This window comes from Streptomyces clavifer, assembly GCF_036345975.1.
GTDB lineage: Bacteria > Actinomycetota > Actinomycetes > Streptomycetales > Streptomycetaceae > Streptomyces > Streptomyces clavifer.
The window spans coordinates 1-26,144 of record NZ_CP107795.1 but is presented as its reverse complement, the minus strand read 5'-3'; the positions used below and the strand labels follow the sequence as shown (position 1 = coordinate 26,144).

General features: G+C 68.6%; 27 protein-coding genes. 10 read left to right on the top strand and 17 right to left on the bottom strand.

What is annotated here, in order from left to right:
• Positions 1–185 precede the first annotated feature (185 nt).
• The gene (locus tag OG927_RS35880) at positions 186–431 is read right to left on the bottom strand and encodes a hypothetical protein (RefSeq protein ID WP_330321655.1); all 246 of its coding nucleotides are present in this window, start codon (positions 429–431) and stop codon (positions 186–188) included.
• Positions 432–1,128: 697 nt separating this feature from the next.
• Between OG927_RS35880 and OG927_RS35875 the strand changes: the two genes are divergently transcribed.
• A complete protein-coding gene (locus OG927_RS35875; RefSeq protein WP_330321654.1) occupies positions 1,129–1,956 on the top strand; it encodes a hypothetical protein in 828 nt (275 codons plus the stop codon).
• 219 nt (positions 1,957–2,175) lie between these two features.
• Here OG927_RS35875 and OG927_RS35870 read toward each other — a convergent pair whose 3' ends face one another.
• The 7 genes from OG927_RS35870 to OG927_RS35840 form a co-directional block, all read right to left on the bottom strand.
• Complete coding sequence (locus OG927_RS35870; RefSeq protein WP_330321653.1) at positions 2,176–2,886, bottom strand: helix-turn-helix transcriptional regulator; 711 nt, start codon at positions 2,884–2,886, stop codon at positions 2,176–2,178.
• Positions 2,887–2,896: 10 nt separating this feature from the next.
• Positions 2,897–3,193, bottom strand: a complete 297-nt coding sequence (locus OG927_RS35865; RefSeq protein WP_330321652.1) for a hypothetical protein — start codon at positions 3,191–3,193, stop codon at positions 2,897–2,899.
• 1,958 nt (positions 3,194–5,151) lie between these two features.
• A complete protein-coding gene (locus tag OG927_RS35860; protein ID WP_330321651.1) occupies positions 5,152–5,364 on the bottom strand; it encodes a hypothetical protein in 213 nt (70 codons plus the stop codon).
• 246 nt (positions 5,365–5,610) lie between these two features.
• Positions 5,611–7,005 carry a replicative DNA helicase gene (locus OG927_RS35855; protein ID WP_330321650.1) on the bottom strand — a complete coding sequence of 465 codons (1,395 nt, stop codon included), beginning with the start codon at positions 7,003–7,005 and terminating at the stop codon, positions 5,611–5,613.
• 80 nt (positions 7,006–7,085) lie between these two features.
• Positions 7,086–8,075, bottom strand: coding sequence for a helix-turn-helix domain-containing protein (locus tag OG927_RS35850; RefSeq protein ID WP_330321649.1), 990 nt, complete (start codon positions 8,073–8,075; stop codon positions 7,086–7,088).
• Complete coding sequence (locus tag OG927_RS35845; protein WP_330321648.1) at positions 8,072–8,368, bottom strand: hypothetical protein; 297 nt, start codon at positions 8,366–8,368, stop codon at positions 8,072–8,074. The genes OG927_RS35850 and OG927_RS35845 overlap by 4 nt, the downstream gene beginning before the upstream one ends.
• Before the next feature lie 129 nt (positions 8,369–8,497).
• Complete coding sequence (locus tag OG927_RS35840; RefSeq protein WP_330321647.1) at positions 8,498–9,253, bottom strand: GntR family transcriptional regulator; 756 nt, start codon at positions 9,251–9,253, stop codon at positions 8,498–8,500.
• A gap of 224 nt (positions 9,254–9,477) precedes the next feature.
• Here OG927_RS35840 and OG927_RS35835 point away from each other — a divergent pair, with 224 nt between their 5' ends.
• The 8 genes from OG927_RS35835 (at position 9,478) to OG927_RS35805 (ending at position 14,954) form a co-directional block, all read left to right on the top strand.
• Complete coding sequence (locus OG927_RS35835; protein WP_330321646.1) at positions 9,478–9,822, top strand: hypothetical protein; 345 nt, start codon at positions 9,478–9,480, stop codon at positions 9,820–9,822.
• Positions 9,819–10,151, top strand: coding sequence for a WhiB family transcriptional regulator (locus OG927_RS36170; protein ID WP_408058146.1), 333 nt, complete (start codon positions 9,819–9,821; stop codon positions 10,149–10,151). The genes OG927_RS35835 and OG927_RS36170 overlap by 4 nt, the downstream gene beginning before the upstream one ends.
• Complete coding sequence (locus OG927_RS35830) at positions 10,148–10,822, top strand: hypothetical protein (protein ID WP_330321645.1); 675 nt, start codon at positions 10,148–10,150, stop codon at positions 10,820–10,822. The genes OG927_RS36170 and OG927_RS35830 overlap by 4 nt, the downstream gene beginning before the upstream one ends.
• 2 nt (positions 10,823–10,824) lie before the next feature.
• Positions 10,825–11,283 (top strand): hypothetical protein, encoded by a 459-nt coding sequence (locus OG927_RS35825; RefSeq protein ID WP_330321644.1) that lies wholly within the window; start codon positions 10,825–10,827, stop codon positions 11,281–11,283.
• Between the two features lie 8 nt (positions 11,284–11,291).
• The gene (locus tag OG927_RS35820) at positions 11,292–12,488 is read left to right on the top strand and encodes a hypothetical protein (protein WP_330321643.1); all 1,197 of its coding nucleotides are present in this window, start codon (positions 11,292–11,294) and stop codon (positions 12,486–12,488) included.
• Positions 12,489–12,760: 272 nt separating this feature from the next.
• Positions 12,761–12,910, top strand: coding sequence for a hypothetical protein (locus OG927_RS35815; protein ID WP_330321642.1), 150 nt, complete (start codon positions 12,761–12,763; stop codon positions 12,908–12,910).
• On the top strand, positions 12,910–13,032 hold the full coding sequence (locus OG927_RS35810) for a hypothetical protein (protein ID WP_330321641.1): 123 nt from the start codon (positions 12,910–12,912) through the stop codon (positions 13,030–13,032). Before OG927_RS35815 ends, OG927_RS35810 begins: the two co-directional genes overlap by 1 nt.
• 80 nt (positions 13,033–13,112) lie before the next feature.
• Positions 13,113–14,954 (top strand): DUF2637 domain-containing protein, encoded by a 1,842-nt coding sequence (locus tag OG927_RS35805; RefSeq protein WP_330321640.1) that lies wholly within the window; start codon positions 13,113–13,115, stop codon positions 14,952–14,954.
• A gap of 66 nt (positions 14,955–15,020) precedes the next feature.
• On the opposite strand, the gene OG927_RS35800 is transcribed toward OG927_RS35805, so the two are convergent.
• The 3 genes from OG927_RS35800 to OG927_RS35790 form a co-directional block, all read right to left on the bottom strand.
• Entirely contained in the window at positions 15,021–16,268 is a 1,248-nt protein-coding gene (locus OG927_RS35800; RefSeq protein WP_330321639.1) for a pentapeptide repeat-containing protein, read from the bottom strand.
• A gap of 358 nt (positions 16,269–16,626) precedes the next feature.
• Positions 16,627–17,442, bottom strand: coding sequence for a hypothetical protein (locus OG927_RS35795; protein ID WP_330321638.1), 816 nt, complete (start codon positions 17,440–17,442; stop codon positions 16,627–16,629).
• Positions 17,442–18,227 (bottom strand): ParA family protein, encoded by a 786-nt coding sequence (locus OG927_RS35790; RefSeq protein WP_330321637.1) that lies wholly within the window; start codon positions 18,225–18,227, stop codon positions 17,442–17,444. The genes OG927_RS35795 and OG927_RS35790 overlap by 1 nt, the downstream gene beginning before the upstream one ends.
• An 881-nt stretch (positions 18,228–19,108) precedes the next feature.
• Here OG927_RS35790 and OG927_RS35785 point away from each other — a divergent pair.
• A complete protein-coding gene (locus tag OG927_RS35785; RefSeq protein ID WP_330321636.1) occupies positions 19,109–19,456 on the top strand; it encodes a hypothetical protein in 348 nt (115 codons plus the stop codon).
• A 340-nt stretch (positions 19,457–19,796) separates the two neighbouring features.
• On the opposite strand, the gene OG927_RS35780 is transcribed toward OG927_RS35785, so the two are convergent.
• The 6 genes from OG927_RS35780 to OG927_RS35755 all read right to left on the bottom strand — a co-directional run bounded on the left by OG927_RS35780 (position 19,797) and on the right by OG927_RS35755 (position 25,428).
• The gene (locus OG927_RS35780) at positions 19,797–20,960 is read right to left on the bottom strand and encodes a helix-turn-helix domain-containing protein (protein ID WP_330321635.1); all 1,164 of its coding nucleotides are present in this window, start codon (positions 20,958–20,960) and stop codon (positions 19,797–19,799) included.
• Positions 20,950–21,732, bottom strand: a complete 783-nt coding sequence (locus tag OG927_RS35775; protein WP_330321634.1) for a hypothetical protein — start codon at positions 21,730–21,732, stop codon at positions 20,950–20,952. The genes OG927_RS35780 and OG927_RS35775 overlap by 11 nt, the downstream gene beginning before the upstream one ends.
• A gap of 435 nt (positions 21,733–22,167) precedes the next feature.
• The gene (locus OG927_RS35770) at positions 22,168–22,485 is read right to left on the bottom strand and encodes a hypothetical protein (RefSeq protein ID WP_330321633.1); all 318 of its coding nucleotides are present in this window, start codon (positions 22,483–22,485) and stop codon (positions 22,168–22,170) included.
• Positions 22,482–23,342 carry an RNA polymerase sigma factor gene (locus OG927_RS35765; protein ID WP_330321632.1) on the bottom strand — a complete coding sequence of 287 codons (861 nt, stop codon included), beginning with the start codon at positions 23,340–23,342 and terminating at the stop codon, positions 22,482–22,484. Before OG927_RS35765 ends, OG927_RS35770 begins: the two co-directional genes overlap by 4 nt.
• 936 nt (positions 23,343–24,278) lie before the next feature.
• Complete coding sequence (locus OG927_RS35760) at positions 24,279–24,458, bottom strand: hypothetical protein (protein ID WP_030638951.1); 180 nt, start codon at positions 24,456–24,458, stop codon at positions 24,279–24,281.
• Positions 24,459–24,699: 241 nt separating this feature from the next.
• Positions 24,700–25,428 carry a hypothetical protein gene (locus OG927_RS35755; RefSeq protein WP_330321631.1) on the bottom strand — a complete coding sequence of 243 codons (729 nt, stop codon included), beginning with the start codon at positions 25,426–25,428 and terminating at the stop codon, positions 24,700–24,702.
• Positions 25,429–26,144 lie beyond the last annotated feature (716 nt).

Below are 26,144 nucleotides of genomic sequence, written 5' to 3'. Positions count from 1 at the left end.
TTCGACCAACAGGCGGCCCAGTCGGGGCTCAAGGGAATCGGATGCCTGCGCGAGTCCCCCGGCACCACGGTGCGGCCGGCCGGCCACCGCGAGAACGCGCGCATGTCGGCCTCGCGGATGCACCGATCGCGGCGGTGATGGGTGTCAGCCGAACACCCCGCCGATGGCCGTCTTCGGGTAAGCGGTTATCGGCGGGCGGCCACAAGCACCGCGACGAGCAGAGCCGCCATACCGACGAGGAAGCCGGCCGTGCTCAGGCCGGCCGTCAACGGGCCCATGGCACCGGGACGGACCCACACCAGGACAGCGACCCCGGCACACAACGCGACGCCCACCACCGCGGCGAGGACGGACAGAGTGGCCACCACCCACGGGGCCGTGGCCGGGGTAGCCGTGCCGGCAGGCGGCGGGTTGTGCGGAACAGTGGTCATGCGATTCCCCCTGGAATGACGACGGGCGGAGCACTGGTGCTCGGGCTGGGTGGGTAAACAGCAGCGCCCCGCGCCCCGGCATGGACCGGGAGGACGGAGCGAGTACTGAACAGCGCGACGGCTCCAGACAGGTGAAGGCTTGTCTGGAGCCGTTCGACTAGAAGCTGTTGGTGGGCTTGGCCCGCCCATCAGCGAAGTACGACGGAGGCCCAGGCGATTGCCCGGGCCTCCGTGCGGATCATGTGGCAGGGAGGAACGAGGAGCACAACCTCGTCTGCCCTCACCCTGCGTCCCGCGATCGAAACCCGTCTCCTAACAGGACAACTTTCGCGGTCTACCACCTGGTCCTGGACGAGCCCCTGATGCTGCGGGGGTGAGGGGCACAACCTCTCCCTGCGGCCTCTCGGCTCGTCCTGAAATGAGTACAGCATGAGGTGGTAGCCGTTGCCAAGTCCCTTATTGTTTGCGTCCAGTTGGAACCCCACCCTAGCGTCGGTCGAACACGTTTCCAGGCCGGTTTACTACCTACGCTAGCGTCGGGGTAGTTCTGCTCTAGAACCCGGCACTACAGTACCTAATGAACTAACTAATTCTCCTACTAACTATGACTGCGGGTGACCCGATGCAAGCACCGGAAGCTCCGCCCACCAAGTCGGCGAGCCGGACGTTGGCGGCGCCCAGCGCCCAGGCGTTGAGGATGGCCGAGAACGCCGGGCGAACTGGGCGGCGGCGGGCGCAGGTTCGCCACACCTTCGTTCAGCGAACCTCGCTCGAGGACGAGGCCCCCCCTCTGGCCCGGATGCTCCGGGGTGGCGGCCGCGGCGGCCAGGTGCGGCTCAAGCTCTATCTCAGCTACCTCTGGGTCCAGCGCGACGACCAGGCTCGCGAGCTGTCCATCAGGAACGGGGCCTGGGCCACCCTGTTCGACCTGAAGGACCCCCAGACCGCTGGCGCGAGGCGCATCGGCGACGCCCAGGCGTGGCTGGAGGAGAACAACTTCATCAGCCTCGCCAGGACAGGCCGGCAGAACCTGGTGACCGTGCTGTCCGAAACCGGGAACGGTGCCCCGTGGATCGCGCCGGGGGCCGCTGCGAAGAAGGAGAAGGAGGAAGGCCTCCTTCGTCTGGCCGTCGTCCACCGGTACCTGCAGATCCCGCAGACGTTCTGGACCCGCGGCCACATCGCGGTCCTCTCCGGGGCCGGCATAGCGATGTTCCTCGCCCTCCTGACCGAAAACGGAGGCCTGCAGGAGAGAGCGCTGTGGTTCAGCCCGCGAGAGGCGGACACCCGGTTCGCGCTCAGCGAGGACACACGGAGCAAAGGGCTACGGGAACTGGGGGCAGCCGGGCTGATCACCACGAAGCGACGCCCCGTGAACGAGACGGACTTCGAGGCAGACGCACTGCACATGCGTAACGTGCACTACCTCCACCTGGACCGCCTCAACGAGACCGCCGAGATCAAACGACGCCGCGTCATCCGCGTGACGAGGAAGAAGACCGCGGAAAGCAGCGAGGAAAGCTGAACTCGGACGGCTCGCAACAGCAATCCAGCAGGTAGACCGACACCGCCCGATCCGCACCACACGTCTCTCATCGCCAAGGACTCGATCGAAAGGCTTGGGGCCGCGTCGGGAGCGTCTGCACTGTTGCCCCAACACGGCTGCGGCGGCCTCCCGCGCGGGAGGCCGCCGCAGCCGTCCCGCGCGGGGGCTCCCGGGGCGGGACATCGTGGTGGTGCGTCCTTACGCCGCGTGCTGTTCCTCTCGCGCGCGCAGAGGCGTCACCGAGGCGATTCCGTTCTCCTGCAGCTGCCGGGTCATTTCCTGGTGCGCCTTGACCCACCGATCAAGGCGCTTCGACCGTGACGGGTCATCCCGCAAAGCTCGCACGGCAGCGGCGAGCCACTGTTCGAGTGCTGCTGACTCGACGTAGCAGGCCCTCAGGAAGGCGACGGCCTGCTCAGGATCCACCGGCAGCACGTCCCCGGCGATGATGCGGCGCGTGGTGGTCTTGGGGAGTACGCCGGGTCCGGCCGTCAGCTCCATCTCGCCGGGCGTCGGGTAGCCGGCCCATACATGCTGGTGGCGCAGCGCGCGAAGGAAGCCCGCGGTGCACGAGACCAGCGCGGGGTCGGGGGCCTGGTGCACGTAGTACGGCGCACGGGTGGCCCGGCGTGCCCTGACCCACAGCTCACGGCTGTGAAAGTTGGCGTTGATAGCGAGGAGGCCCTTTTTCACACTGGTCACAACGATGAACCACTCGACGGTGTCCCAGGAGGGCACCGTCGAGCCGGAGGCGGCGCGCTCGAAGGTGGCCTTCGAAATTCTGCCGCCCACCGCCTCGGACATCTGGCTATAAGTCAGGCCGGCCGCACGCCTGCGCTCGCGGAGGTATTGGGCGAGCACCGCGCGCGCGGGCACGGTCTGGTCCACGTCGTTCTCGCGACGTCCCACGGCGGCCACCTCAGCGCCCCGAGCTGAAGTACGCGCGGACGAACCGGCCGATCCGGCCGCCGCTGCGGCCTCCGGTCACGACCAGGAGGACGACCGCGGCTCCAATGCCGCCGGCGCCACCGAGGAGCAGCAGGACATCCTCGACGGTCATCGCGTCCGGGGCAAGGAAGGCGGCGGTGACGATAGACGCAATGATCACCAGCGCGTGCGGCATGGCGAACCGGCCGCTCATGGTCACAGTGGTGGTGTCGGACATCGCCGACTCGATGGTCGCGGTGCTCACCGCGACGACGGGCTTCTTGCCCATGCGACAGGCCTCCCTAACCACCGTCCGGCGACCGTGAGATCGCCGAACGGTGCTACTTGGCTCCAACCGGAAAGCCCATGCCATGCGGTCTGCGGGAGTTGGCGCTCCCTGCGCACGGGTGGACTGCTGGAGCCAGTTTCTCAGCCCGTAAGGAGTCCCTGAGGGGTGGTCAAACCCTTGCCTCACCAACACACCAAAGCAACCTCGACGTCGCAGTTGGGCACCGCGTGCATGTGTTGACGACCGGATAGGGCTGACGGAGAGCGCGGAGTGCCGGTACAGCGCAGGTCAGAGCGCCGCACAGCGCCTACCACGCGCCACCGACAAGCTTAAATGCCAACAAATGGGACGCCCGGAGCGAGAGAAGCACAGGCCACAAGGCCTCAAAGCGCAGGCTGCAGGACTGGCTTACCGGATTTCGGTCGCTCGCGCTTGCTCTACTCAACAAACGAGCGAGACGCGATCGTGACGTGGGCTGACCTGCGTTGACTCAATTTTGCGCCCGCTCGTTTCCCCATCCCCGCAGATCGGCAGGCACACTCATATTCAAGAAACGCGCGGCCCGCATCAACGAGCCGCCCTTTCCCTGATTGCTACTGGCTCCAACCGGCGCACCAGGGAAGACAGATATCGGGCCGGATGTTGGCGCATCTGCCCGTGTGAAGCCGATTGCCATGCCCTTCATGGGCAGGCATCGGCTTCACCTGCACCGTCGACCGCCCACAGTGGTCACCCCTCCCACGCACTCGGCAAGTCGGCGGACCGCCCGACGGGCAGCGCATTGACGTCACCGGGTGGAGCGTGAAGCATGGCGCGGCGCTCATCACCGGGCACGGCGCGTACGGGACCGGGCGGGAGAACCCACTACGAGGGGGATGCCGTCGGCCAGGGCCGACCCCCCGGGACAGCATCCCACACCTCATGGGCTGCTCAGACTCACATTTTCGCAGGTCAAACGCACTCTTTAGTGCGTTAGGTTGCCTCGATTCGGAAGAAGCCCCAGCTCACCGGCGGGCAGCCGGAGCGTGGTCTCGGCAGTTCGCTGCAAAAAACGGGCGCTCGCGTGTAATCGCCCCGCTAACGCCAAGGACAGACAGCCCGGCTACCAGTACCGGCTGCACTGGGTCGGCGACACGCCCTGAGCCACTGTCGCGCACCGGAGGACACGCCCCGCAAGCCCGGCCGCGACCGCGCCACAAGCACTGCGGCTCAGCCCACGCCTTCCAGGTCTTCAAGGGAAGGCGGGCATCAATGTCTCCCTGAGGATGGCTTTGGGACTTGCATACCGGCCACTGGATCACCCGCCTGCGACCACCCACAGATCTGTCTAGTCATCCACTGGGGGTCCGCTGTGATCTGTCCAGTGGGCGCGTCCATCCGTCCGCTGGACAGATCACAGCTGACCCTCGGCAGATGTCTGGACGGAGCCGCCGCTCCGATGGGCATCCTCGCGGCACCAAGGTCATGTACGGCGATCTCCGGAGCGAACACGGCCGCCCCCGGCCTGAGGGACGGGGGCGGCTGACGTGGGCTCAGAACGCCGTGCAGGGCCACTATCGAGGGCAGTCAGAGACCTTCGCAGCCCCCGGATCGTATTGGACGGCTTCGGGATGATGCCGGGCGCAGCATCGGTGTTCTTCGTCGGCGAGGGCGATGACGTCCAGCCAGGTCGCAGGGTTCGTCGTGGTTGCACGGATCGGAGTGGTCGGCCATGGCGGTCGTCGCCTGTTGTGGCCGGAGTGTGGGGTCTCGCCGCCCATGGCCAGCGGCAGTGCCGTGACCTAGTAGTTGTCGTCGTGTCTCGCGGCTTGGCCAGCCGTCCAGTCTCACGATCGTGTCCGAATCCTCGGGGCGGCCGGCTTGCTGGCTCGTCAGCTCGCTGGCTAACCACCAGCTGACGGAGCGCAGAACGCAAGCGGGGCGCCGGCCGGAGTGGCTGGCGCCCCGCTGCCGTGCCGTCAGGCCGGTTCGGGTGCGGGCGTCTCGGTCCGGCTGCCGTTCAAAACGTCCACGATGCGAAAGTCGTCGCGCTCCAGGGCCTCGACGATCGCCACGGCCATGTCCTCAAGGCCGTCCGTGTCGGCAGGTAGGCCGCCGTGCGCCTTCCGGTAGGCGCCCATGGTGTCCACGATCCTGAGCACAACATTGATGTTCTCCGCACTGCTCTGCATCACGCCTCCTGTTCGTCGTCGCTGCCGCCGTTGACCGCGCGCTGCCGCCGGTGAGCCTTGAACGCCTCCCCGGGTTCCGGCCAGTCTTCGGCGCAGATTCCGTAGCGAGGCGGCATCAGACCCCGCTCACCCATATGAGTGAAGGGCCTGACCTGCCAATCTCAAACTCGTGTCAGATCTGCCATCGCTTGGGCCATCGACCGTGAGATTTGGCCACGGAATCTGAGACGCTACAGAAGCGGTCGGTCAGGTGTGGGCCATGTCCACGAACCGCGAGTAGTGGAGTTGGGCGGCGACGGTGACGCGGGCTGTCGGTCCGAACCTGTTCTTCTCGATGACGAGGTCGACCTCGCCGGCGCGAGGCGATTCCGGCTCGTCCATGTCCGGCCGTTCGACCTTGATCACGATGGATGCGTCGTTCTTGATCGCCCGTGACTCGCGCATGAGGCCGTCGTCGTTGAGCTGTGACAGGGCCAGGACGTGGCAGTCGAGCTGGACGGACAGGTTCTTCAGGCCCCGGGACACGGATGCGACGGCCTGCTCGCGGGTGATGCTGCGGGACTGCTCGACCTCTACGAGCTGGAGGTAGTCGACGACCAGGAGTGCGAGACCGCCGTCGCGGGCACAAGCCCGGGCCGCTGCGGCGATGTCACCCAGCGCAGCGCCGTCGGGCCGGTAGACCCGCAGCGGCAGCGCCTGGAACAGGTCCGGGCCAAGGCGCCTGACGGTCTCCCAGCCCTCCTGGGTGAGGCCGCCCTGGTGCGTGAGGTGGTGAAGGGCGATCCGCCCCTCCGCCGCTGCGATCTTCTGCATGAGCTCGGTAGCGCTCATCTCCAGCGAGGAGAACATCACGGGGGCGCCCGTCTTCGCGGCCGCGACGGCCGCGTTGAGCGCGAACGTGGACTTCCCCACGCCCGACGCGGCCCCCACCACGGTCACGTTGCCCGGCCGCATCCCCGACGTGATCGTGTCCAGGTCGGCGAACCCGTAGGTCAGACCGATCTGCCTGCCGTCCTGGACGTCCTCAAGGTCTGCGACGAAGTCGAGGTACAGGTCACCGACCGCGGGCGGCGCCTCGTGCAGGCCCGGGATCCCCGCGACGATCTCGGTGAGCTGCCGCTCGACCAGGTCGCGGACCTCGCCCTCGTCGCCGGCCTCGCTGTACGCGAACTCCACGATGCGCTGCGCCGACTCGATGACCGCGCGCCGGTACGCCTTGGCCCGCACGATCTCGGCGTAGTGCGGGCCGTTCGCCGCGGTCGGCACCGCCTGCACGCAGGTGTGCAGGTACGGGGCGCCACCGATACGGGCCAGCTCGCCGCGCCGGGCCAGCGCGTCTGCGACCGTGATGGCGTCCACCGGTTCACCCGCCGTGTGCAGGTCGCACACCGCGCGGTGAATCGTCTGGTGCGCCGGCCGGTAGTACTCCCCGGCCACGAGACCCGTCTCCAGGATCTCGGCGAAGAACCGGGATGTACTGCCCGGACTCCCGGACAACAGCAGCGCCCCGATGACCGACTGCTCGGCATCAAGATCCTGCGGCGGCACCCGGGTGAACGCGGCGGCCGACTGGCCGCCGCCGTGCGGGCCGGCGTCGTTATGGGCGGCGTTGTCGTACTGGCCGGGGATGGTGGTGGACACTGGAGATCTCCTGTTCGGTCAAGCGTGCAGGGGGAATCGCGGGCCGCTCCCCGGCTTGGGAGCGGCCCGCACCGGCTTGGTCAGACCGGCACGGCCATCGCGCACTCCATGCATCCGGCCCGGTAGCGAGCCGGATGATCCGCACACCGCTCACGGCCACCCGCACTCCACTCCGGCTTCGGGTTCTTCCGCAGGTGCTTCACCAGGTCGTCCCAGCCCCGTACCGCGAGATCGGCCGCCAGGTGCTCCAGGTGCGCCGCGTCGCGACCGGCGGCCAGCAGAGCCGCCGCATCGGTCCGCAGGCGCTTCACCGAGTGCGGCCGGGGCGGAACGCCCACCGCGCCGACGTAGGCGCCCACGTACGCCTGAACCACCGACTCCACCGTCTCGCCGGTCGCCTCCGTGTCGTTGCCGCCGTCAGCGTCCTCACGCGGACCCGGCACACCACCCGCACCCGCCGAGGTGTCGCCCTTCGGCGCAGCCCACTCTCTCTCTTCACCCGACTCCGAGCCGGCGCCCGAGGGACGGCTGTGGCCAGAGAGAGAGATCCCTTCGGGATCACTAAGGGATTGTGAGTCATTTTGACTCGTACCTACGTGAGTCATTTTGACTCGGGGTACGAGTCGATTTGACTCGGGGTACGAGTCAGAATGACGTGTCAGCAGGTCAGAGGGGGGTTCCGGGTTGTCGGGTGTCCCGCGCAGCGTGGTCTCGGGGTCGCCCTGGGTGTCGTCGTCGAACGTGATCTGGTCGATCAGGTTGTCGTCGTACGTCTTCTCCGCCCGAGCCATTGAGGCCAGCAGCGGCAGGTTCACCCGTGACAGGTTCGAGATCGGCTCGCCCTGGCTGTTCGTCCGGCGCACCGACTTCAGCAGGTTCTTCTTGGCGAGCTTGCGCTTGGCCCGCTGGACCGTGCTGCGGGAGGTGCCGCAGTCGTCCACGAGCCGTTCCTCGCTCGGCCAGCAGTAGCCGTACGGGTCGGTCCAGTTTGTGTAGCCGAGGAGCAGCAGCTTTTCCGAGCCATCCAGCCCTTCAGCCGCGAACACCATGCCCATGTGCTCTGCGCTCATCGGGCCACCTGCTCCAGGTAGCCGGCCGCCGCCAGCTCAGCCAGAGCGGTCCGGACTGTGGTGACGCTGTTCGGCGTGCCAGCTGCCAGCGACTCCGCGCTGAACTTCTCGCCGTCCTTGAGGAGCACGAGCTCACCGAACAGGCCGCGGGCCTCGTACGACAGCTCCACGTCCCGGAACACCAGGCGATCGAGCAGCGGAGCAGGCGTACCGGCCCGCGTCCACTCGTGCCGGTCCTGCGGCGTGCCTGCCGGGCCCACTGGCCTGCTGTCCTGTCGTGCACGTACGCTCATGAGTGAGCGCACCTCCTCTTAGCGGTAGAGAGTGCTTCTCAGTCGGGTCGCACCCCGGCTGAACGTTGCGGGCCCCGCTTCTGCGGGGCCCGTTCTGTTTCTGGTCGGTCTTCTATCGAGACCGTGCTCTTATCCGGTGATATTGAGCGTGACTCGATGGTGTAGCGGAGTGGTTGTCACGGTCACATACAGCGTTTCCCTTGACGACGTACGCGTGATGTTGACGATTCGGAAGCCGGGTGACCCTTCCGGCATCCCCAGTGAGGTGCACGCCGCCGACGTCATCGGCTCGGCCGTGATGACGCACTCAGTTTTGTCGACGTCCCAGCCGAGCCAGTCGGCCACACGTACCCCCTCCGGGGGCTTCACGGGCTGAGCTCCGACGGGAGCCAGCATCGGCGGCACACCGTCGTAAACGTCTGGGGTGCGAGCCGCGACCTCGTACGGCAGAACGGTCAGCTTGTGCTGTACCGGGGTGCCGTCCACCGACCGAATGCGGGTGCGTTCCACCACGTCGGTGCCTTCGGCGATGCCCCAATGCGTGACCATTTCTGGGGTCGCAGGTACCTGGCGCACCAGAGTGGTTTCCTCGCTGGCCTGCCCGCCGTCGGCCGGTTCCCAGGCGGTGGCCGCCGTCAAGTCGGGCGGGGCGAACGTTCCGAGGTGGGCGCTGGCCGCCGGACCAGCGGAAACCGTGGTTCCGCTGCCTCGCTCCGTGCGAACCATGCCGAGTGCCGACAGCACGGCGTACGCGGCGGCGGCGGTCTGCTGGCTGACTCCGTACTGCTCCGCGAGGTCGCGGACGCTGGGCAGGCGGGCACCGTATCGGTACTGACCTGCCGCAATGCCGTCGCGGATCTCAGCCACGATCGTGTTTGCGTTCATGGTCGCTACTCCTCTCCTGATCCCACTGCGTCTGTCCCAGGCTATCTATGTCAAGCAGCGGGATGTCCATCTTGACGACTGTCAAGATACTTAGCAACCATCTTGACACTTCGCTTCTCGGGCCCTACTTTCGTGCCGAGGGTCCGAACAAGCGGTGGCTCCGGAGCTGCAACTCCGGAGCCACCAGTCGGGCCAGTCCACGAGTGAGGCAGAGAGGTACCGACGTGACGATCGTGTCAGAGCAGGTGATGGACTCGCAGGTCAGCTGCCTTTTACGGGCGGGGTTGGCGGAGGAGATCGAGCGCCAGGAGCGCGAGGACAACGCGCGGGGGCCGGAACGGGAGCGGTTCGTGCTCGCGCGGGGCCGGTGGGTGCGGGTGGCGGTGGTGCCGTCGTTGCTGCCGTCGGGGTTCGTCGCGGCCGAGCCGGCCGGGGCGGCCGAGCCGGCCGGCTCGGCCGAGCCGGCCGGCTCGGCCGTCGAGGGCGGGGCGGATGAGGTGCGGGTGCGTCATCTGATGACCGCGGCGATCGACCGGTTCGGGTCGGCGCGGGTCGGCGGTGTGCTGTGAAGCTCTCGACGAATGCAGTGCTCGCGGCGTCGCCCCGCCCTGTAGGGGTCCCGGCGTGCAAGGGGCTGGACCCGGAGCTGTTTTTCCCGGAGCCGTGGCAGGTGACGCCGGTGACGGCTCCGCCGTCCGGTGCGGAGCGGGCTGCTCTGCAGGTCTGCGACCGGTGCCCGGTTCGTGAGTGGTGCCTGTCCCGGGATTTGGAGGAGTGCACGGTCGCCTCCCGGATCCAGGGTGTGCGGGGCGGACTGCGGCAGTCGGACCGGCGGGAGCTCCACACCCGCCTGTTCGGCCTCCGCCCCCGGAACGGGGCCGAAAGTGCCGGGCAGTGAGCGCCCCGACGACCCCGGCTACGGGGACGAGCCGGACCCGCAAGCGTCGTACGACGGCGGCTGCGGCGGCCCCGGTCAAGGGTGCGGGCACCAGCGGGGTGCGTGCGGGGAGGCGGCGCGTGATGCGCGGCTTCACCGCCGGTGCTCCGGCGGGAGCCAAGACCGCTCCGTCGGCGCGGGTGTCGAATCCGCGGCTGCGGTGGCTGGCGTTCAACGCCGGCGCGGCGGGGGCCGGTCACCTCGCGGTCTGGGCGGTGGCCGGTGACCCGCTGGCCGGGGTGGACCTGATGGCCCGGATGACTATCTCCGTGCCGCAGCTCGCCGCCGCCGGCCTCACCCTCGTCGCCGCGTACGGCGGATGGCGTGCGGGCGCCCTGCTCAAGGGCCTGCCCGGCCGGTTCGGTTTGGCCGCCCGCCCGCTCGGGGCTCTGGTGGCCGCCCTGTGGGGGCAGGGGACCGCGCCTCTCGTCCGTGACGCCCTGGACGTCATCGAGCCGTGGGGGACGCTCCTGTCCCCTCTGCTGGCCGTCGGGCCGGTGGCCGCCGCGTGTTGGTACGGCCTGGACCGCCCCGCCGCCCGGCTCGTCCCGCCCGTGCGCTGGGCCCTGCGCATCCCTCTGGCGACGGTTGTCGTCTCCTCCCTCCTCTACGCACCCGGAGCCCTCCTGTGAGCATGAGCATCTCGACCCTGGCCGCGACGGACGTCGTGATCGCGGCCGGACCGGTCCTCGGATCGGTCGGCATCTCCGGCCTGACCCTGGCCACCGGCCTCGTGCTCCTCCTGGGCCTGCGCGGCTCGGACCGGGTGTCCCTCGACCGCGACAAAGCGGGCGGCATCGGCATCGGATTCGGCACCCTGGCCCTCGCGGCCGGGGACCTGTGGGGCTCCGTCGTCAAGGGCATCAGCGAGGTGCCCACCTCCCTCATCCAGGGCGGGGGCATGGGCAACATCGGGCTCGGCGGCATCGCCCTCGCCCTCACGATCCTGACCTTTTTCCCGAAGTGGAAGCGCCTCATCTGGCCCGCGCTCCTCGGCATCAGCGCCGGAGTCATCTACGGGCAGGCCGGGGGCATCTGGGGTATCGGCGTCGGCCTCGTCCTCAAGCTCGCCGGAATCGTGGGCGCCTTGTGAGCGCCGGCATGGTCACCCCACAGCCGGACGCGGCCACCGCCCCCGGCACGGACGACGTGGTGGAGAGCGGCACGGCCACAGTCGTGGACATCACCACCGGCACGCCCGTGGAGCCGGGCGCGCAGGAGGACGCACCGCGCCCGGCGGGCCGGGCGGTGGCGCTCAGGACGCTGCGTCAGGTGTTCGCCGTGCTGCCGCTGCGGCGCGCGGTCCCCGATCTGGTGTCCGGGTCCTGGGTCCTCGCGGGGATGGGCTGCGGGTGCGTGGCCCACGTAGTGCGGTGGGCGTGGGCGCAGGCGTCCGATGATCCGGAAGCCGCCGCCGCTCTCGCCGCCCACACCAAGCGGGCCGCCGCCGTCGCCCAGGCGGTGGACAAGGCCCGGGAGGAGGGGGAGGAGGAGAAGGCGGCGGCGGCGCTGGCGGGGCTGGGCGCGGCGCCCACGGGGCGGCGCCCGGTGCTGGAGGCGCTGGCCTACCTCGCGCTCGGCGGGATGCTCGCCGCAGGAGCCTTTGCCACCCTCGCCGCGCTGGCCGTGCCGTACCTGACGGTGCTGGCCGACTGGCGGCCGATGATCCTCACCGTGGGGGGACTGGGATGGTCCGTCGCGGCCTGGGCCGTCGCCCCTCCCCCGAAAGCCCCGGAGCAGAAGGCCGACCCCGAGGACGATGTCGTTCAGGACGAGGCGGAGGAGTCGGCGGAGGGGGAGCCGGAGGAGCCGGCCGGGACGCTTCTGCTGTGGCACCTGATCACCGCCCTCTCCGGCGCGGAGTCGGTCGGCCGGGCAGGGCTGCACCTCGATGTGGTGCTGGCCTCCGCGGTCGAGAAGGGGCTTCTGCCTGCGACCACGGAGGCGGCCGAGTGGCGCGCCTGGGTGGAGGCCTGCGGCATCCCCGTCGAGGACAAAGTGGGCTACCGGATCGAGGGCAAGCCCGTCACGCGTGTGGGGGTCCGGATCGACGCCGTGACCGCCGCCCTGGGGATGACCCCTACCGCGCTCCTCACGGCCCGCTCCCAGACCCCTGCCGGGGGAGGCCCCGCCACCCCCGCCCGGCCGGTCGGGGAGAGCCCCCTCCCGGCCCCTGCCCAGACCGCCCCCGAGGCCCCCGCTCCGGCTGCTCTGCGCCTCCTGCCCGGGGGCCGTCAGCACCCCGCTCCGGTCCCCTCCCCGACCGCTCCCCAGGGGTCGGCCCAAGAAGCCCGATAGACCGCCCTATCACCGCTGTGACCTGCGGGTCTATCACCCGCCCTAACGCCCCCTGACGGGGGTCCTAACGCCCCTCCCTGACACCGAAACCGCCGGATCCCGGAAGGGGTTCGGACCGCCTGGCGACTGCCCGATCCGCCCGAGTGAGACGGGCGGTGAGGGGAGCCGGACAGACCCACGGCCCCACAAAAAAAGACCGCGCGAGACGACCGGCTTTCTTGGCAGTAGGACGGCCGTCCCGCGCTCCATCTCCGCAGAGACAGGAGCCCATCGTGGCACTCCGACCGACGATGCCCGCACGCGACCCCCAGCGCGCCGAAGCCGAGCCCCAGCACTCCCGCACCTACTCCGGCAGCCAGGGCGGCTACACCACCAACCAGTCCGCCAAGCCCGTCCCCGGCACCCCGAAGGGCGGCAAGTGATGACCCGCCGCCGCTTCCAGGCCGCCGCCCGCCGGCTCGGCCGCCTCGCCCACCTCTACCAGTGCGCGAGGTGCCAGGCCTGGACCGAGTCGCCGACCTGCCAGGTCTGCCCGCCCGCCTAGCCGTTGTTCCGGGCGGGGCGGCCCGCACTGCGGCCCGCCCCGCCCCCTACCCTGATTCGTTTCGGTGAGGAGACCCCAAGATGAGCACGACCACGATGGAGCCGGAGGCCGGTCCGGCCTCCGGAGCCCGCAGTTCGGCCGAGCGGCGGGAGAATCCGACGGCAGGCACGCCGGTTGCGGCGAAGACCGGGCCGATTGCGGCGACCGGCACCGCCGTTGCGGAGAAGCCCGAGCCCGTTGCGCGGGAGCAGCCGGGCGGACGGCACAAGCGCCTGATGATCCCGCTCGCGGTCCTCGCGATCCTCTCCGGTCTGGCCGCCGCGTCCGTCGGTTTCGCCCTCTCCTACGGCGCCCTGCGCTCCGCTGCGGTCGGCTGGGGATTCGGTGCGGGCTGGCAGAGCTACGCGTTCCCCATCGGGGTGGACGGGCTGATCATCGCCCTCTACACCGTCGACCTCGTCCTCGCGTGGAAGCGGATGGCACGCCCGTGGATGCGGATCGCCGCCCACGCGGTCACCGGCGTGACCATCGTCCTGAACATGGCCGCCGCCGCCGGGAGCGCCGGATCCGCGGGCGCCTCCACCGGGTTGCTGTCCGCACTGGGGGAGCACCCGGCCCGCCTGCTCTCCCACGCGGCGATGCCGATCGCGTACGCGCTGCTGATCGAGGCGGCCCGGGGCGCGGTCGTGCGCGTGGCCCGCCTGGAGTCCGGCTCGTGGGACGACGACCGCCTCACCCTGGCCGACTGGGTGCTGCGGTTCCCCACCACCTGGAAGATTTTCAAGCACGCCAAGACGTGGCCCTCCACGATCACGGAGGCCCGCACCCATGTCCGTGAGCTGGCCGTCTACCGGATCTGGCTCGCCCACCGCGAGGAGATCGAAGCCGGGCTGGAAGCCGGGCGGGTCGGCGTCCTGGACCGCATGCCCCAGCGCCTGGCCCCCTACGGTGTTTCCGTCGAAGAGGCCCGCGCCCTCCCCGCCCTGATGCAGGAACGCGAGCGCAAGCGCGCCGAGGACACCCGGCGCGAGGAGCAGGACCGGACGCGGCGCGAGGAGCAGCGGGAGCGGGACGAGACGCGGCAGCGCGAGCAGCAGGCCCGCCAGGACGAGCGCGAGCGCCAGCGCCAGGCACGGGAGGACGAGCACACCGAGCGCCTGGCCGCGCTCGCCGCCGAGGCGGAGGAGACCCGCCTCGCGGGCGAGCTGGCGGTGCTCCGCGCCGAGACGGCCGGTGCGGCCAGGGCGGCCGAAGCCACCGCCGACGGGGCCGGCGCCGCCGCCGAACTCCAGGCACAGACCACCCTCGCAGCCGCCCGACGGGTCGCCACCGAGGAGGAGCGCCTGGCCGCCCTGGAGGAGGCCGCCGAAGAGACCGAGCGGACCGCCGCAGCCAAGCGAAAGGCCGCCGAACACGACCGGCTGACCGCCGAACTCCAGCGAAAGGCCGCCGAAGAAGCCGCCCGGACCGCCGACGCCAGGGCGGCCGAAGAGCGCGGGAAGGCCGAGGAAGCACGGCAGAAGCTGTTCGCGGAGAGGGCCGCGACGGAAGCCGCAGACCTCCGCCGCACCGCCGCCGAAACCACCAAGGCCGCCGCCGCAGCCGAACTGGAGGCCGCCGAAACCGCACGGGCGGCCGCCGAAACCCGCGCCCGGGTCGCGCACGCCGAAGCACTCGCCGACCTGACCCCGGTACAGATCAAAACCCGCGTCGCAGCCCGCGTCCTGCTCACCAACCCGCAGGCGGACGGTGCGGAGATCTCAGCCGCACTGGGCGGGGCGTCCCCCTCGACCGCCTCCACCTACCGCAAAGCCGCGGTGGAGCTGATCGCCCAGGGCTACCCGGAGCACGACCCCGACCTCACCGCCGCACCCGTTTCGGCGCCGGTCAGCATCCCCGGCCAGACCGAGATCACCGTCTGACGGCACGCAGCACAGAACAGCGGGAGGCCCCGGGGCGCACCAATCGCCCCGGGGCCTCCCGCCACACTAGGACTGGTTCACGGGCAACGTCGGCAGAGGGCCCCAACTGATCGTGCAAGCGGCATGGATGCGGGCATTGCTGAAGTGGATGTCGGCGCCGGAGAGCTCCGCGTAACTGAAATCGACCGTGCCACCGGAGAGCTCCGCGTGGCGGAAGTCGACCGTGCCACCAGTGAACATCGCGTGGTGGAAGGTGACCGTACCGTCGGAGATCATTGCGGCGTTAAAGCTGACCGCGCCACCAGGGAACGTCGCAAAATTCAAGAGAACTGTGCCGCCGGAAAACCTCGTGTCGTTGAATTCGACCGTGCCGTCGGTGAACGCCGCGCGGCTGAAGTTGGCCGTGCCTCCGGTGAACACTGCGCGGCTGAAGTTGACTCTGCCGCCGGAGAACCTCGCGCGGTTGAAGTTGACTATGCCGTCGGTGAACCTCGCGTGGTAGAAGCTGGCCAAGCCGTCGGTGAACTTCGCGCGGTTGAAGTCGACTGTGCCGCCGGAGAACGTCACGGCGCCGAACTCGACCGTGCTGCCGGAGAACATGGCGCGGCTGAAGCCGACTATGCCGCCGGAGAACGTCGCGCCGTAGAAGTTGACCGTGCCGCCGGTGAACGTCGCGCGGCTGAAGCCGACTATGCCGCCGATGAACGTCGCGCCACGGAAGCTGACCGTGCCACCGGTGAACGCCGCGGAGCCGAAGTCGCCGCCGTCGAAGATGGCCCCGGTGAAATCCAGGTCGTGCCCGCACCAGGTGGTGGCCGTGGTGGGGTCCTGGAGGTGGTCGCGGATGGTCCGGATGATGGTGAGACGGACCTCCCGCTCTCCCTTCATGTACCCCTCCCCACCGGTGTCGGTCTCGTAGGGCATCCGCAGGTACGCGCAGAGCACGTCGACGCACACCCGCCGCTGCTCCTCCCAGTCGTCGGCCAGGCGCGCCATCGCGTACACCCCGGCCAACCGGACTGCGGCCTGGTCGTGCCCGAGCTGTTCGGCAGCCTTGGTGTACCGCTCGGCGAGCTGCATCGCGTCCGCCCGGTGCGAGGCACCCTCCTCGAGGAGCTGCTTGCGGTAGGCGTACAGGCCGGCGAGCACGGCACCGACCAGGGTCAGGGCGGTGACCGTGGTCTTGACGTTGTCCTGACCACTGACCGGCTTCTTGCCCGGATTCTCCGCAGTGAGGAAGGCATCCACCCCGTGGTACAGCCCGTACGCGAGCACTCCGACGAGGATCAGACTGACGGGCGCGACCAGCCACACCGGCCACAGATTCGGGGTATGACGTCCTCGCTGCTCCGGAGAGCGACGCCTTGGATCTAGCACGCGATGAGCGTGACCCACGCGGGCTGCCGGCAGGAAGAGTTCATCACTTCGTTACTGCCGACCGAAGGTGCCACCGCTGCGGCCGAACCGGCGGCCCTCTTGGCTGGCCGGGTGGTGGCGGGGGAGGGGCTCGGATTTCAGGAGACCGCCGGAAAGGCCCGTCCGCACCGCTGGCCGGCCGTCGCCCTCGGCCGGACCGGAATCACCGTCTACCAGCCTGTCCAACGGTGGTCCGGGGTACATCGAGCCCCCGGACCACACCTTGTTCTCCCTCAGGGCACCGGCACCGGAGCTGTCAGGCTGCCGTCGATTCCGAAGCGGACGGCTTGATCTCCACCTCGATGCCGACCGACACGGACAGCGCTTCGATGAGCTCGCGCACCATCACGCGCGTGCCGGACGGGTTGAGTTCCATGGCCGCCTGGACCGCGTCGGGGTTGAGCTTCTTCGTGACGCGGGCCAGCGCCTTGTACGGATCCCTCGCCGAAGGCAGCGTCGGCTTGTCCTCGATGCTGGCCAGGTACGCCAGCACGGCCTCCTCGGTGGCCCGCTTCTTCCCGGCCGCCTCGGGCGGGAGCGCCTGGACGGCACCCTTCACCATGTCGGACGTGACGGCCAGCCGCTTCACCTGGATCAGAGCCAGGTAGAGCAGGGCCGCGGCGTCGACGCTGTGCTCCTCCGTGAGGGAGACCAGCTCCCTGGCCTGGGCGATGCCCAGCTTCTTAGAAACTACAGTTTCCAGATCGTTCGATTTTCCGTGAACCAATTCGAACAGCTTCTCCGTGACCTTCCACGTCTTGATCAGCTGGTTCGCGTACTGCGGCGTGATGTCCCACAACTCGTTGCAGTAGCCCTCGAAGGACGGATGCGTCGCCCGGTACAGCCGGCCGTCCCGCACCACCTGCAGCGCCTTGCCCGCCGCCCAGTACGCGATCCGCAGGTTCTCCAGCGCGGCCTCGCACCGCACCAGGAGCTCGCGCTCCTGGGCGATCAGGACCGGGGTGTCGGACAGCTGCTTCGTCGGCAGCTGGTCGATGGCGCGCGCCAGGGCCGCCGCCGTGTCCGGCTTGCCGGGGCCCTGCGGCCCGCCCGTGTTGATCTGTCGTCCCATCAGAGCATCTGTTCCATCGTCAGGGCGACGCGCATGAAGTCCTCGCGGGCGTTCAGCGCGGTGCCACTCATCTTGTACTCGGTGACGAGCGTGCCGTTCTCGTAGGCGTTCTCGTGGATCGTGTAGCGGCGGATCGGAGCGGCCACGCGCGGGTAGTCCCGCTCGTCGATCCACTTCTTCACCTTGTTCAGCTGCTTCTCGTCCCGGTCCTTGCCGGGGTCGTGCATGTTGATCACGACCAGGAAGGGAATGCCCCGCGGCTTGAGGACGCGCTCGATCGTGAACTCGCACTCGTCCCACGTGATTTTGGACGGGGTGATCGGTACGAGCGCCAGGTCCGCCACCTCCAGGACCTCGCGCAGAGCGTCCGCCGTCCGGCTCTCGCCCAGCGGGTCCGCACCCCACTCGGCATCGGGATCGACGTCCAGGAAGCCGGGGGTGTCGACGATGATGCGGCGCCGCTCGGGGTCCTCCACGATGCCGGGAAGGATGCCGAGCTTGCTCTTGGTGACGACGTAGTCGAATGGCAGCTCCGCCTCGCGTACGGTCGCGCACCACTTCTCCAGGGTGCCCTGCACGTCGATGCCGGCCGCGACGACGGGGGAGCCGACTGACTCGTCCGCGTTGGAAAGCACCGCCGAGCGACCCGCGCACGCCGCGGTGTTCACCGCGATCGTCGACTTGCCCGCGCCGCCCTTCTGCTGGATGACGACGATCACCTTCGCGGTCCGCCCGGTGCGGCCCGCAGCGCCTGTGACCTGATGTACGGCTGTCGATTGAGTCATCCGCTGGCCTCTCAGTTGCCCGTTGATTTCACCGCCTAGCGCGGCTACTCGGACCAGCCACAGCCTGCCAGACCCCCGACACGGCACGCAGCCACCCCGCCGAACGGCCGTGCCAGGTGATGCTGGGGCCATCGGCTCGCATCAACCGAGAGGGCCGCCCGTGGCCGCGGTTCCCCGCACCGCCACGTCGTCGTCTTTGGTCGTGCCCGCCGGCCCCGGGCAGGGCTCCCCTAGTGGTGACAGCGGTACAATGGAGGGGTATAGATCGCCGTAATTCCCCAAGCATGCTTGGCGCTTGACGTGCCATCAGCTAGGCGATACAGTTGACTTAGTCAGGGGGGCAGTTTCGCCTACCCTGAAAAGTTGGGTCCTTCATCGCCACAGGTGTGTCTGGACCCATTTTTTGTTGGCCTAATTGAATAAAAACCAAAGTGCCCTCCGGTGGCCGCCGGGGGGTTTTCGCGTATATGGAGGCTTTTGGGCAGTTTTCATCCCTGCTGGGGGGGGGGCACCTCAGTCTGTCCCTGCTGGTAGCGATCATGCGTTCCAGCAGAGCGGTGGTTGCGGGGCTTGGTCTCCGACATCCGTACGTGCAGAACCACCCGCTTTGCCCACCGCGCTCAAGCTCACGAACGAATCGCTCAACGGTGAACCTCCCTCCCACCCGGGGTCAGGAGGACGCCTTCTGCCGCCGCCCCGCTGACTCGGGGCATCGGCCTCCCGTAGCGCCACCGCCTTACCCCCGCGCGCTCTGAAGCGGGGTCAAATCTATCGAAAAGAGGAACTATGACCCAATCAAACCTTAACCAGACGAAGTCGTATCGGAGCCTGATGCTCCCCGCGACCACCTCTGCCGAGCCGTCTTTCGGCGGTGCCCGATGATGCTGGTACTCATCTTCGGCGCTGCCATCTGCGCGGCTATCACCTACATTTCGATGCGCTACGACAAGTTCGGACCGGCGCTGCTCGCCGGCCTGGCAGCGGCGACCCTGTTCTTCTTCGCCTTCTTCTTCGTCATGGAGAAGTACCCCTCCGCCATGCTGCAGACAGTGGCCCCGTCGGCACTCTCTCCGACGGCGGTGCCCGCTCAGCCGGGTGTCCCGACGGCGGTGCCCGCTCAGCCGGGTGTCCCGACGGCGGTGCCCGCTCAGCCGGGTGTCCCGACGGCGGTGCCCGCTCAGCCGGGTGTCCCGACGGCGGTGCCCGCTCAGCCGGCACCCTCGTCATAGCCCGGTTGTGAGCGGCAAGCGAGTACTTTTTCCCTCCGAGGGCGTGAGCCCGCCAAGCAGAAACGATGCGGGGCCGTAGAGAAGGACTTAGCGCGTCGTTCTGTAGAGGGTGTTCTCTCTGGCGAGGCGCTTCGGCGTTCGACGTAGGCGCCGGACCGGTTCCTCTACTGAAGTGGTCGGCGGCCTCGTCGACCGCTGCCTCCGCCCAGGTGCGGACCCTCGCTCTGTTTGGGGCTTCTACTCGTGGCGGCTGTAACGATCCCCATGGCCTTCTCCAAGCCCGGTCTGCGGCGGTCATCGATTCGGTGCGGGAGCGTGGACAGGCCACGGGCTTGGTGTCTCACACCAGGCGTAGTACCGGCCTGGTGTCGGGCATGCCCAGCAGTTCCCGGACGCGTGCTGGCGTCCAGGCCAGTTGCTGGGCCAGGTCCCGCATGCTCAGGCCGGTCTCCTCCACAGCCAGGTCGAATGCCCGTGCGAGGAGCGTGGGCTGTTCTCCGGTGTAGCTGCTGACGGGCTCGGGGGCGAACCCGGGTTGCCCGTCGAGCGCGCGGAGCCGTTGGTAGGTTCTGCTCGCCGTGGCGTCGGAGATCAGCCCCAGCTCGCGGCAGCGGTAGACGAGCGAGTGGACCGAGACGCCCCAGGTCCTGCGTAGGTCCGCCAGGTAGGTCAGGTCCATCCGCCGCGGCAGCAGCGGCTGGATGCTCGTCTGCGGCGTCAGGAACTCCGCTGCGAAAGCGTCCGCTTCGCGTTCCTGCCTGCTGTCGCCAGTGGCGTCGCCGTGCAGTACCAGGTGGCCCAGTTCATGGGCAGCGGTGAACCGATGGCGGTAGACGTCGTTGGCCCGGTTGCGGGTCAGGATCACCAAAGGGCGCGCCGAGCGCGATGAGAACGCGTCGACGGTCGAAGCGGCGGCGTCTGCTTCGACCGGCAACACCACCACGATGCCGTGCGACTCCATGCGCCGGACGAGATGCGTGACCGGACCCTCGCCCAGGCCCCACTGGCGGCGCAGCTCTTGTGCGGCGGCCGTGGGCTCCGAAGGCAGTGCCACCCCGGGGTGGACCTCCCCGCCGGCGAAGCCGGGAAGATCCACGTGCGGGAGCTGCACCCGGAGCTCCAAGGCGTAGGCGAGCTCCCACACCTGCTCGGCGAACGCCAGCGCACGTTCCCTCTGCGCCTTCGGTGTGCTGCGCAGGCTGCGGAAGTGCGCCATTGACGAGTCGAGGCGGGGACTGGGCCTGCCTGCGATGAAGAACTCCATCGGCACGTTCAGGACCGTGGCCATTCGCGGCACCACGTCGGGCCGCGGTCGCGAGACGCCCGTCTCGTACTGGCCTACCGCTGCCGGCGTAACGCCGAGGTGCTCGGCTACGTCCTTCTTCGTCATGCCGGCAAGGCGCCGTGCCTGGGTGAGCCGGGCTGGGTCGAACGCGTCAGACGCGGCGCGGGGGGTGGCTGTGCGTTCTTCCAGCCCGGGAAGGACTGGGTGATCAGTTTTCATCGTCCTCGTTTGCCAGGGGCTCGGTCGGAGGGACTTCGGTGGTTGGGGTGACCTTCAGCTTGTGGTCCGTTTCGGGGCGGGGGCTCAGGACAACGATGGGCTGTTCGCCCTCGTCGAAGCCCGGGTGGTCCGTCTTCTGCTGTGGGATGCCGAGATTCAGCGTGGCCGCGACCGGCAGGGGCAGCGGCTCCGGGTCGATGATCCAGTCCAGGGAGCCACTGGCGTTCGCGAGGGCCGCGACTCCCCAGTAGGGCTTGAGCAGCCCGGCGGCGTTGCAGGCGAAGGGCACGAGCACCAGGCGTGTGTCCTTCGGTAGGGCGGCCAGGTTGGGCCGCAGCTCCACCGAGCTCGGATCGAACTCGAACTCTCCGAAGATGTCTGCCTGCTGCGAAGGCGGAGCGAAGGCGAAGAGCTCCTGGATCACCGACCACACGTTCTGGATCTTCGCGGTCCGGACGTTGCTGTCTTTCTTCGAGAAGCAGAACGGGTAGAGCAGAGCGTTTCCCACCCGCACAAGCTCGAACCGGAAGCCGTTGGGCTTCACCAGCTCGGCACCCGGGATGCTCTTCAGCGCTGCGCTGACCCGCTGGTAGCCGCCGAGGTACCGGACTACTCCGTGGACCTGGGTGGACGCCACGTCAGCTTCCAGGTGGGACGCCTGGGCGTTGGCCTGCATATCGACCAAGCCCTGCCCCAGCCGGTCCCGCACGATCAGGGCTTTCTCCTCGCTGCCGAAGAGTTCGCTGGCCCAAGCAGAAACAGGGATCTCCATGTAACGGACCCTCCGGTTCGACGCTTCATATCGAAGCGTGTCAGTAGTGCTACCACTTTAGTTGATCTCAATCAACTTGCGCCGGTGCTTTCGTGGCAGAAGTTCAGAGAATCTTGGCCCTTGCGTCGAGAGCGGGTCTTCGGGCCGGAAATGCGCAGGTAGGGGCCGGGCCCTGTGGGAGGGGCGCTCGGCCCCGCCGACTGGCAGGCCTCGTGGCTCCAGAGCGGTTCAGCACTCTGGAGCCCGGTATCGGCGGTAGCGGGCACAGGTTGGGCCCCGGCCTACCCGGGGGTCTTGCTCGTGGTCGTGCTCCTCATCGTCGTCATGTTCGTCGCCGGGCTTATCTGCCTCGCCCACAGCTCGGCCTGCTGCTACGGCGACAGCCGGCCCGCGCGCCTTTCGGGCGCGGGCCGTGCTCGCGACGGCGTCGGGTCCCTAGTTGTCCCGGCGACGCCGCTGTGCGCGCTGCTTCCGCTTCCGTTCGGCACGTCGGTCCCAGTACCGCATGGCGGCGAGCATCACGTCCCGCTTGTGCTCGGAGTCGTGGGGAAGGACGACCTGGGCAAGGAGGATCACGCCCGGCATGACGATGCCGACGACGGCGACCACCGTGACGGCCCACCACGGGGCGCCGGCCCATGCGAGGACGACGACCGCCGCGCTCCCGCTCAGCATGACGACCTTGCCGGTACGACTGGTCTGCCGGGGCGGCGCCGGAGCGGGAGCGGGGGGGCGCTGCATGGGAGTGCTCACCGTCCCTCTCCGTCCGAAGGAGTACCGACGGGCTTGCTGCGCGCCCATTCGGCCTCGATCACCGGCGGAACAATCAGCTTGCCTTCCCGCCTGAGCGCCTTGACCTTGCTGCGGAACGTGTAGAGCGCGTTGTCGACGTCGCCGAGCTTGATCTCCAACTGCTCGGCGATCTCCCCGCGGGAGCAGCCCTCCAGGGTCATACGCCACACCGCGCGGTTGCGTGGCCGGAGGTCATCGATCATGGCCGTGAGGGTGAAGTAGAAGGAGGTGACGTCGTCGGGCACATGGCCGTCCGGCTCTCCGGCCGTCTGATGCACGACGTCCGAGAGGATCCACCCGCGCTTGTGCTCGTTGGCCCGCTCCACGAACCGGTCCGTGCGCTCGCGCCGCCACTCGGCGAACGCCCGGGGGAAGTGCAGCCCGCACCGGCCGACGAAGAACGACGGCAGCGCCTTGTACTTGCCGTTCTTGCCCGGGTTGGCCGCCGGGTTGTACGTCCCCCTCTTCAGCGCCTGCGGAAAGGTCTGCATGGCCTCGCGTAGGCTCTTGGTCGCGATGTCCGCCCGGTCGTCGAAGCTGCTGTGCAGGGCCGAACGCTCGTCGTCACTGAGCACCAGCGGCGTCTCGGAGTGCGCGACCAACTCCATGAGCTCGGAGCTCCGGCGCATCTTCCTGTGCAACGTCTTGTACGCGTACACGTGCAGCTCGGCCGCCAACTGCGCCCACTCCCCGCCCTGGAACCCCGCCGCGACCACGCGAGCGACGCTGTCCACGTCCCGCTGGATCTCGGGCGGCAGCTCGCCGACCGTGCTACCCGGAATCTGGGAGTCCGGGCCCCCCGTACTGCTCGCGTGCATAGTCTTCCCTTGTATGTCTTCCCGCCACCAAAGCGTCTATGGCTAGAGGATGCTTGTCGTAGGAATCGGTCGCCCGCTCTATGCAGCCAAGTCGTCGATTGCACTAAGAACCCGGCAAATATCTTTTCGCCGCGCGTAATTGAGGCCGCGCCAGATTGCGAATGTTGCTCGTGTGAGGTCTACAGAGTCGTGCCGGAGGGCTGTCCGAACAGCCCTCCGGCACGACTCCGGGCGTTGTCCGGACGAGCGCCGGACCAGATGCCGGGCCGGTCCAGCTCGGTGCGCAGCGCAGCGCGTCGACATCGTCGTCCTGGTCGTGCTCATGCTCCTGGTGCTGGCCGCCAGCCCCGGGCCGGGGAAGCCGCAGTGGCGTCGGGGCGGCGGGAGCGTTTAGCCGGACCCCTCGGCGCCCACTGACGCCACTGCCGAGTTCTCCAAGGCCGTGGGGAGCGCCTTCTCGAAGGTCTTCGGCAGGGTGGCGTCGGATCGGCCCCGCCGCCGACCGGCCCGCCACTGCGCGCAGCCTCCTGCCAAGTGGTCAGACTTTCTTTCCCGCTGCTCTTGATTGGTGGGGTGATGGTCCTCGGAACCGGCGGGGTGTTGCGCTGGCCGCGGGGGACCGTGTCGGCTGGTGGCCGCCGCACGCCCATGGCCCGGTAGAGCTAGCAGAGCGTCCAGCGGCCTTCTCAGGCCCGGGGCCGGGCCGCTTTAGGGCTGCCAGGTCCCGCAGGGGCTCGTACGGGGCATCAGTTGGGTTCAGGTACAAGGTCTGTTCATGGCGGGGTACAAGGAGTCTTCTCTTCGCTCCTACACTTCCGTAGCGTGTGCCAGCGTGGCGAAACCCGCCGTCAGTGGAATGAGAGACGGGTTCCGCCACCAGTGAAGGACACCGCAGGTGGGCCCCCGAGTGGTGAGACACGAGGGGGCTCGCTGCTGTTAGGCGCCCAGAACCTTCGCGAGCAGTTCAGCGAGTTGCTCGCCGGCTCCGGTTGCAAAGCCGATCAGCAGCGCGAGCAGCGTCATGCTGACGAGACCCTGCCGCCGCCTGCGGTCCTCCCGGCCCGTTGCGTTCTCGGACGCAAGGTCCTCCTCGTTCTTCTCGGAGCCGGTAGGCATGAGCAAAAGAACACCTCCCAATCGGTCGTGTGACTTTGTCGGCACCCCTGCGGCAATGGGCGGCACCCGACCGCGTTACTGACGGAACGGGGCCACGCATCGCTGCGGAAGTGGATGTGACAGTAGCCCCAAACAGACCGTCAGCTCAGGGCTGTGTCGGGCAACTTACTTGCCGGTAGCAATTAGCATGACGGTTACGCGTGCGCGCGTCCGCGCGCGCGGGAGGTGCCTGTGACGCAGCTCACTTCCGCTTGCGCTTCCGACCCGGTTTCGAGGTCTTCTTCCAGGGTGTTCTCGGCTGCCGCGCCGCCTCACCCACCCCCTGCACAGTCACCAGAGAGCGAACCGGTTTCACCCGGAACCCGTTCTTCTGCATGACAGCCGCACGCCTTCGCTCCCTCTGCGCAAGCCACTCGGCACGCTCGTCCGGCGACAGGTGCTGGGGCGGCCGCCGGCGCTTCCCCCGCCGAGCCCGCGCGACCTCCCGCTGTCGCGCCGCCTGCTCCAGAGCCTGCCGAGACGACTCGAACCACCTATCAACCGTCTTGCTGGTGTACCCGGTGATGTCAGAGAACTCCTGGACAGAAAGTCCTACTTCCATAGCTCTCCGCACTGAAGACCGGGCCCTCGCCGAGATCTTCAACTCCGTCTGCGACATACGACGCCGACGATCCCTGATCTGGGCAAGCCGCTCCTGCGCCCTCTCAATAGGTAGGCCCCGCGCCTCACTGCTCCTCTTTGCCACCCATCGCGCGACGGTCTTCGGGGTGTAGCCGGCAGCAGTTGCTACCTCCTCGACGCCGATCCCCGAGACCACCGCATCCACGACGTGTCTTCGAACCTCCTGCAAGTACCTCTGCTCAGCACAACGGAACCTGTTACGGCGCCGGTTGATACGCACCAAATAAACGTGCAGCTCACCTGTGACTTCCGCCTTCGTCTTCCCGTGGCTGTACGGCCCCTTGACCATGCCCCCCCCAATCAGCGATGGGTGCATCCTGCCAACGGCGACCCCGTGGCAGAGCCGTATACCTACGACTACACCCGCGTGAGCTAGGAGACCGAAGGGCCGGAAGTGCCCTGGGGGTCCTGCAGCCCAGGGCACTTCCGGGAACCACGGGGACCGTAGGAGTGGGCGTGTGAGCCTGCGAGAAGGGGACAGTTCCCGCGGGGCCCGAGCGGTTCCGGCACCGGTCGAGGGCGGGGTGTGCGGTAGCCGTTCCGCGGTGTGCAGGGGTGCAGGAAGGGTGATGTGGGCTAGCTCCAGTCCCTAGCTACGCCAAAAAATGATGCACCCCTTCCAAATCTGCCAAAGTCACATGCTGCATCAGGTGACGAGCGGTGGGGGAGTGTGGTTCCAGAGTTGAGCTACGGTCAGATTTTGATGCACCCTCAGGGCACCCCTCGGCCCGGAAAGCCAAGCCCTTTCGGGTGGCACCTTCACGACGACCCCGGACACCCTCTTACCTAGCCAGCCCGGCGTAGCCGGTGGGGAGGGAGCGCAGCGGACGACCTCCGTATGGAGCGCAGCGGAGTGCGGTGAAGGGTTTCCGCGAAGCGGGAACCCTGGTTCACGCGGAGCGTGAATTCGAGGGTAAGCGAAGCGCACCCTCGGAAAGGGCGCAGCCCCTTTCCGGCTTCGCGGAGCGAAGCCGTTCGCTTGCATATCGCGCAGCGATATGGTAC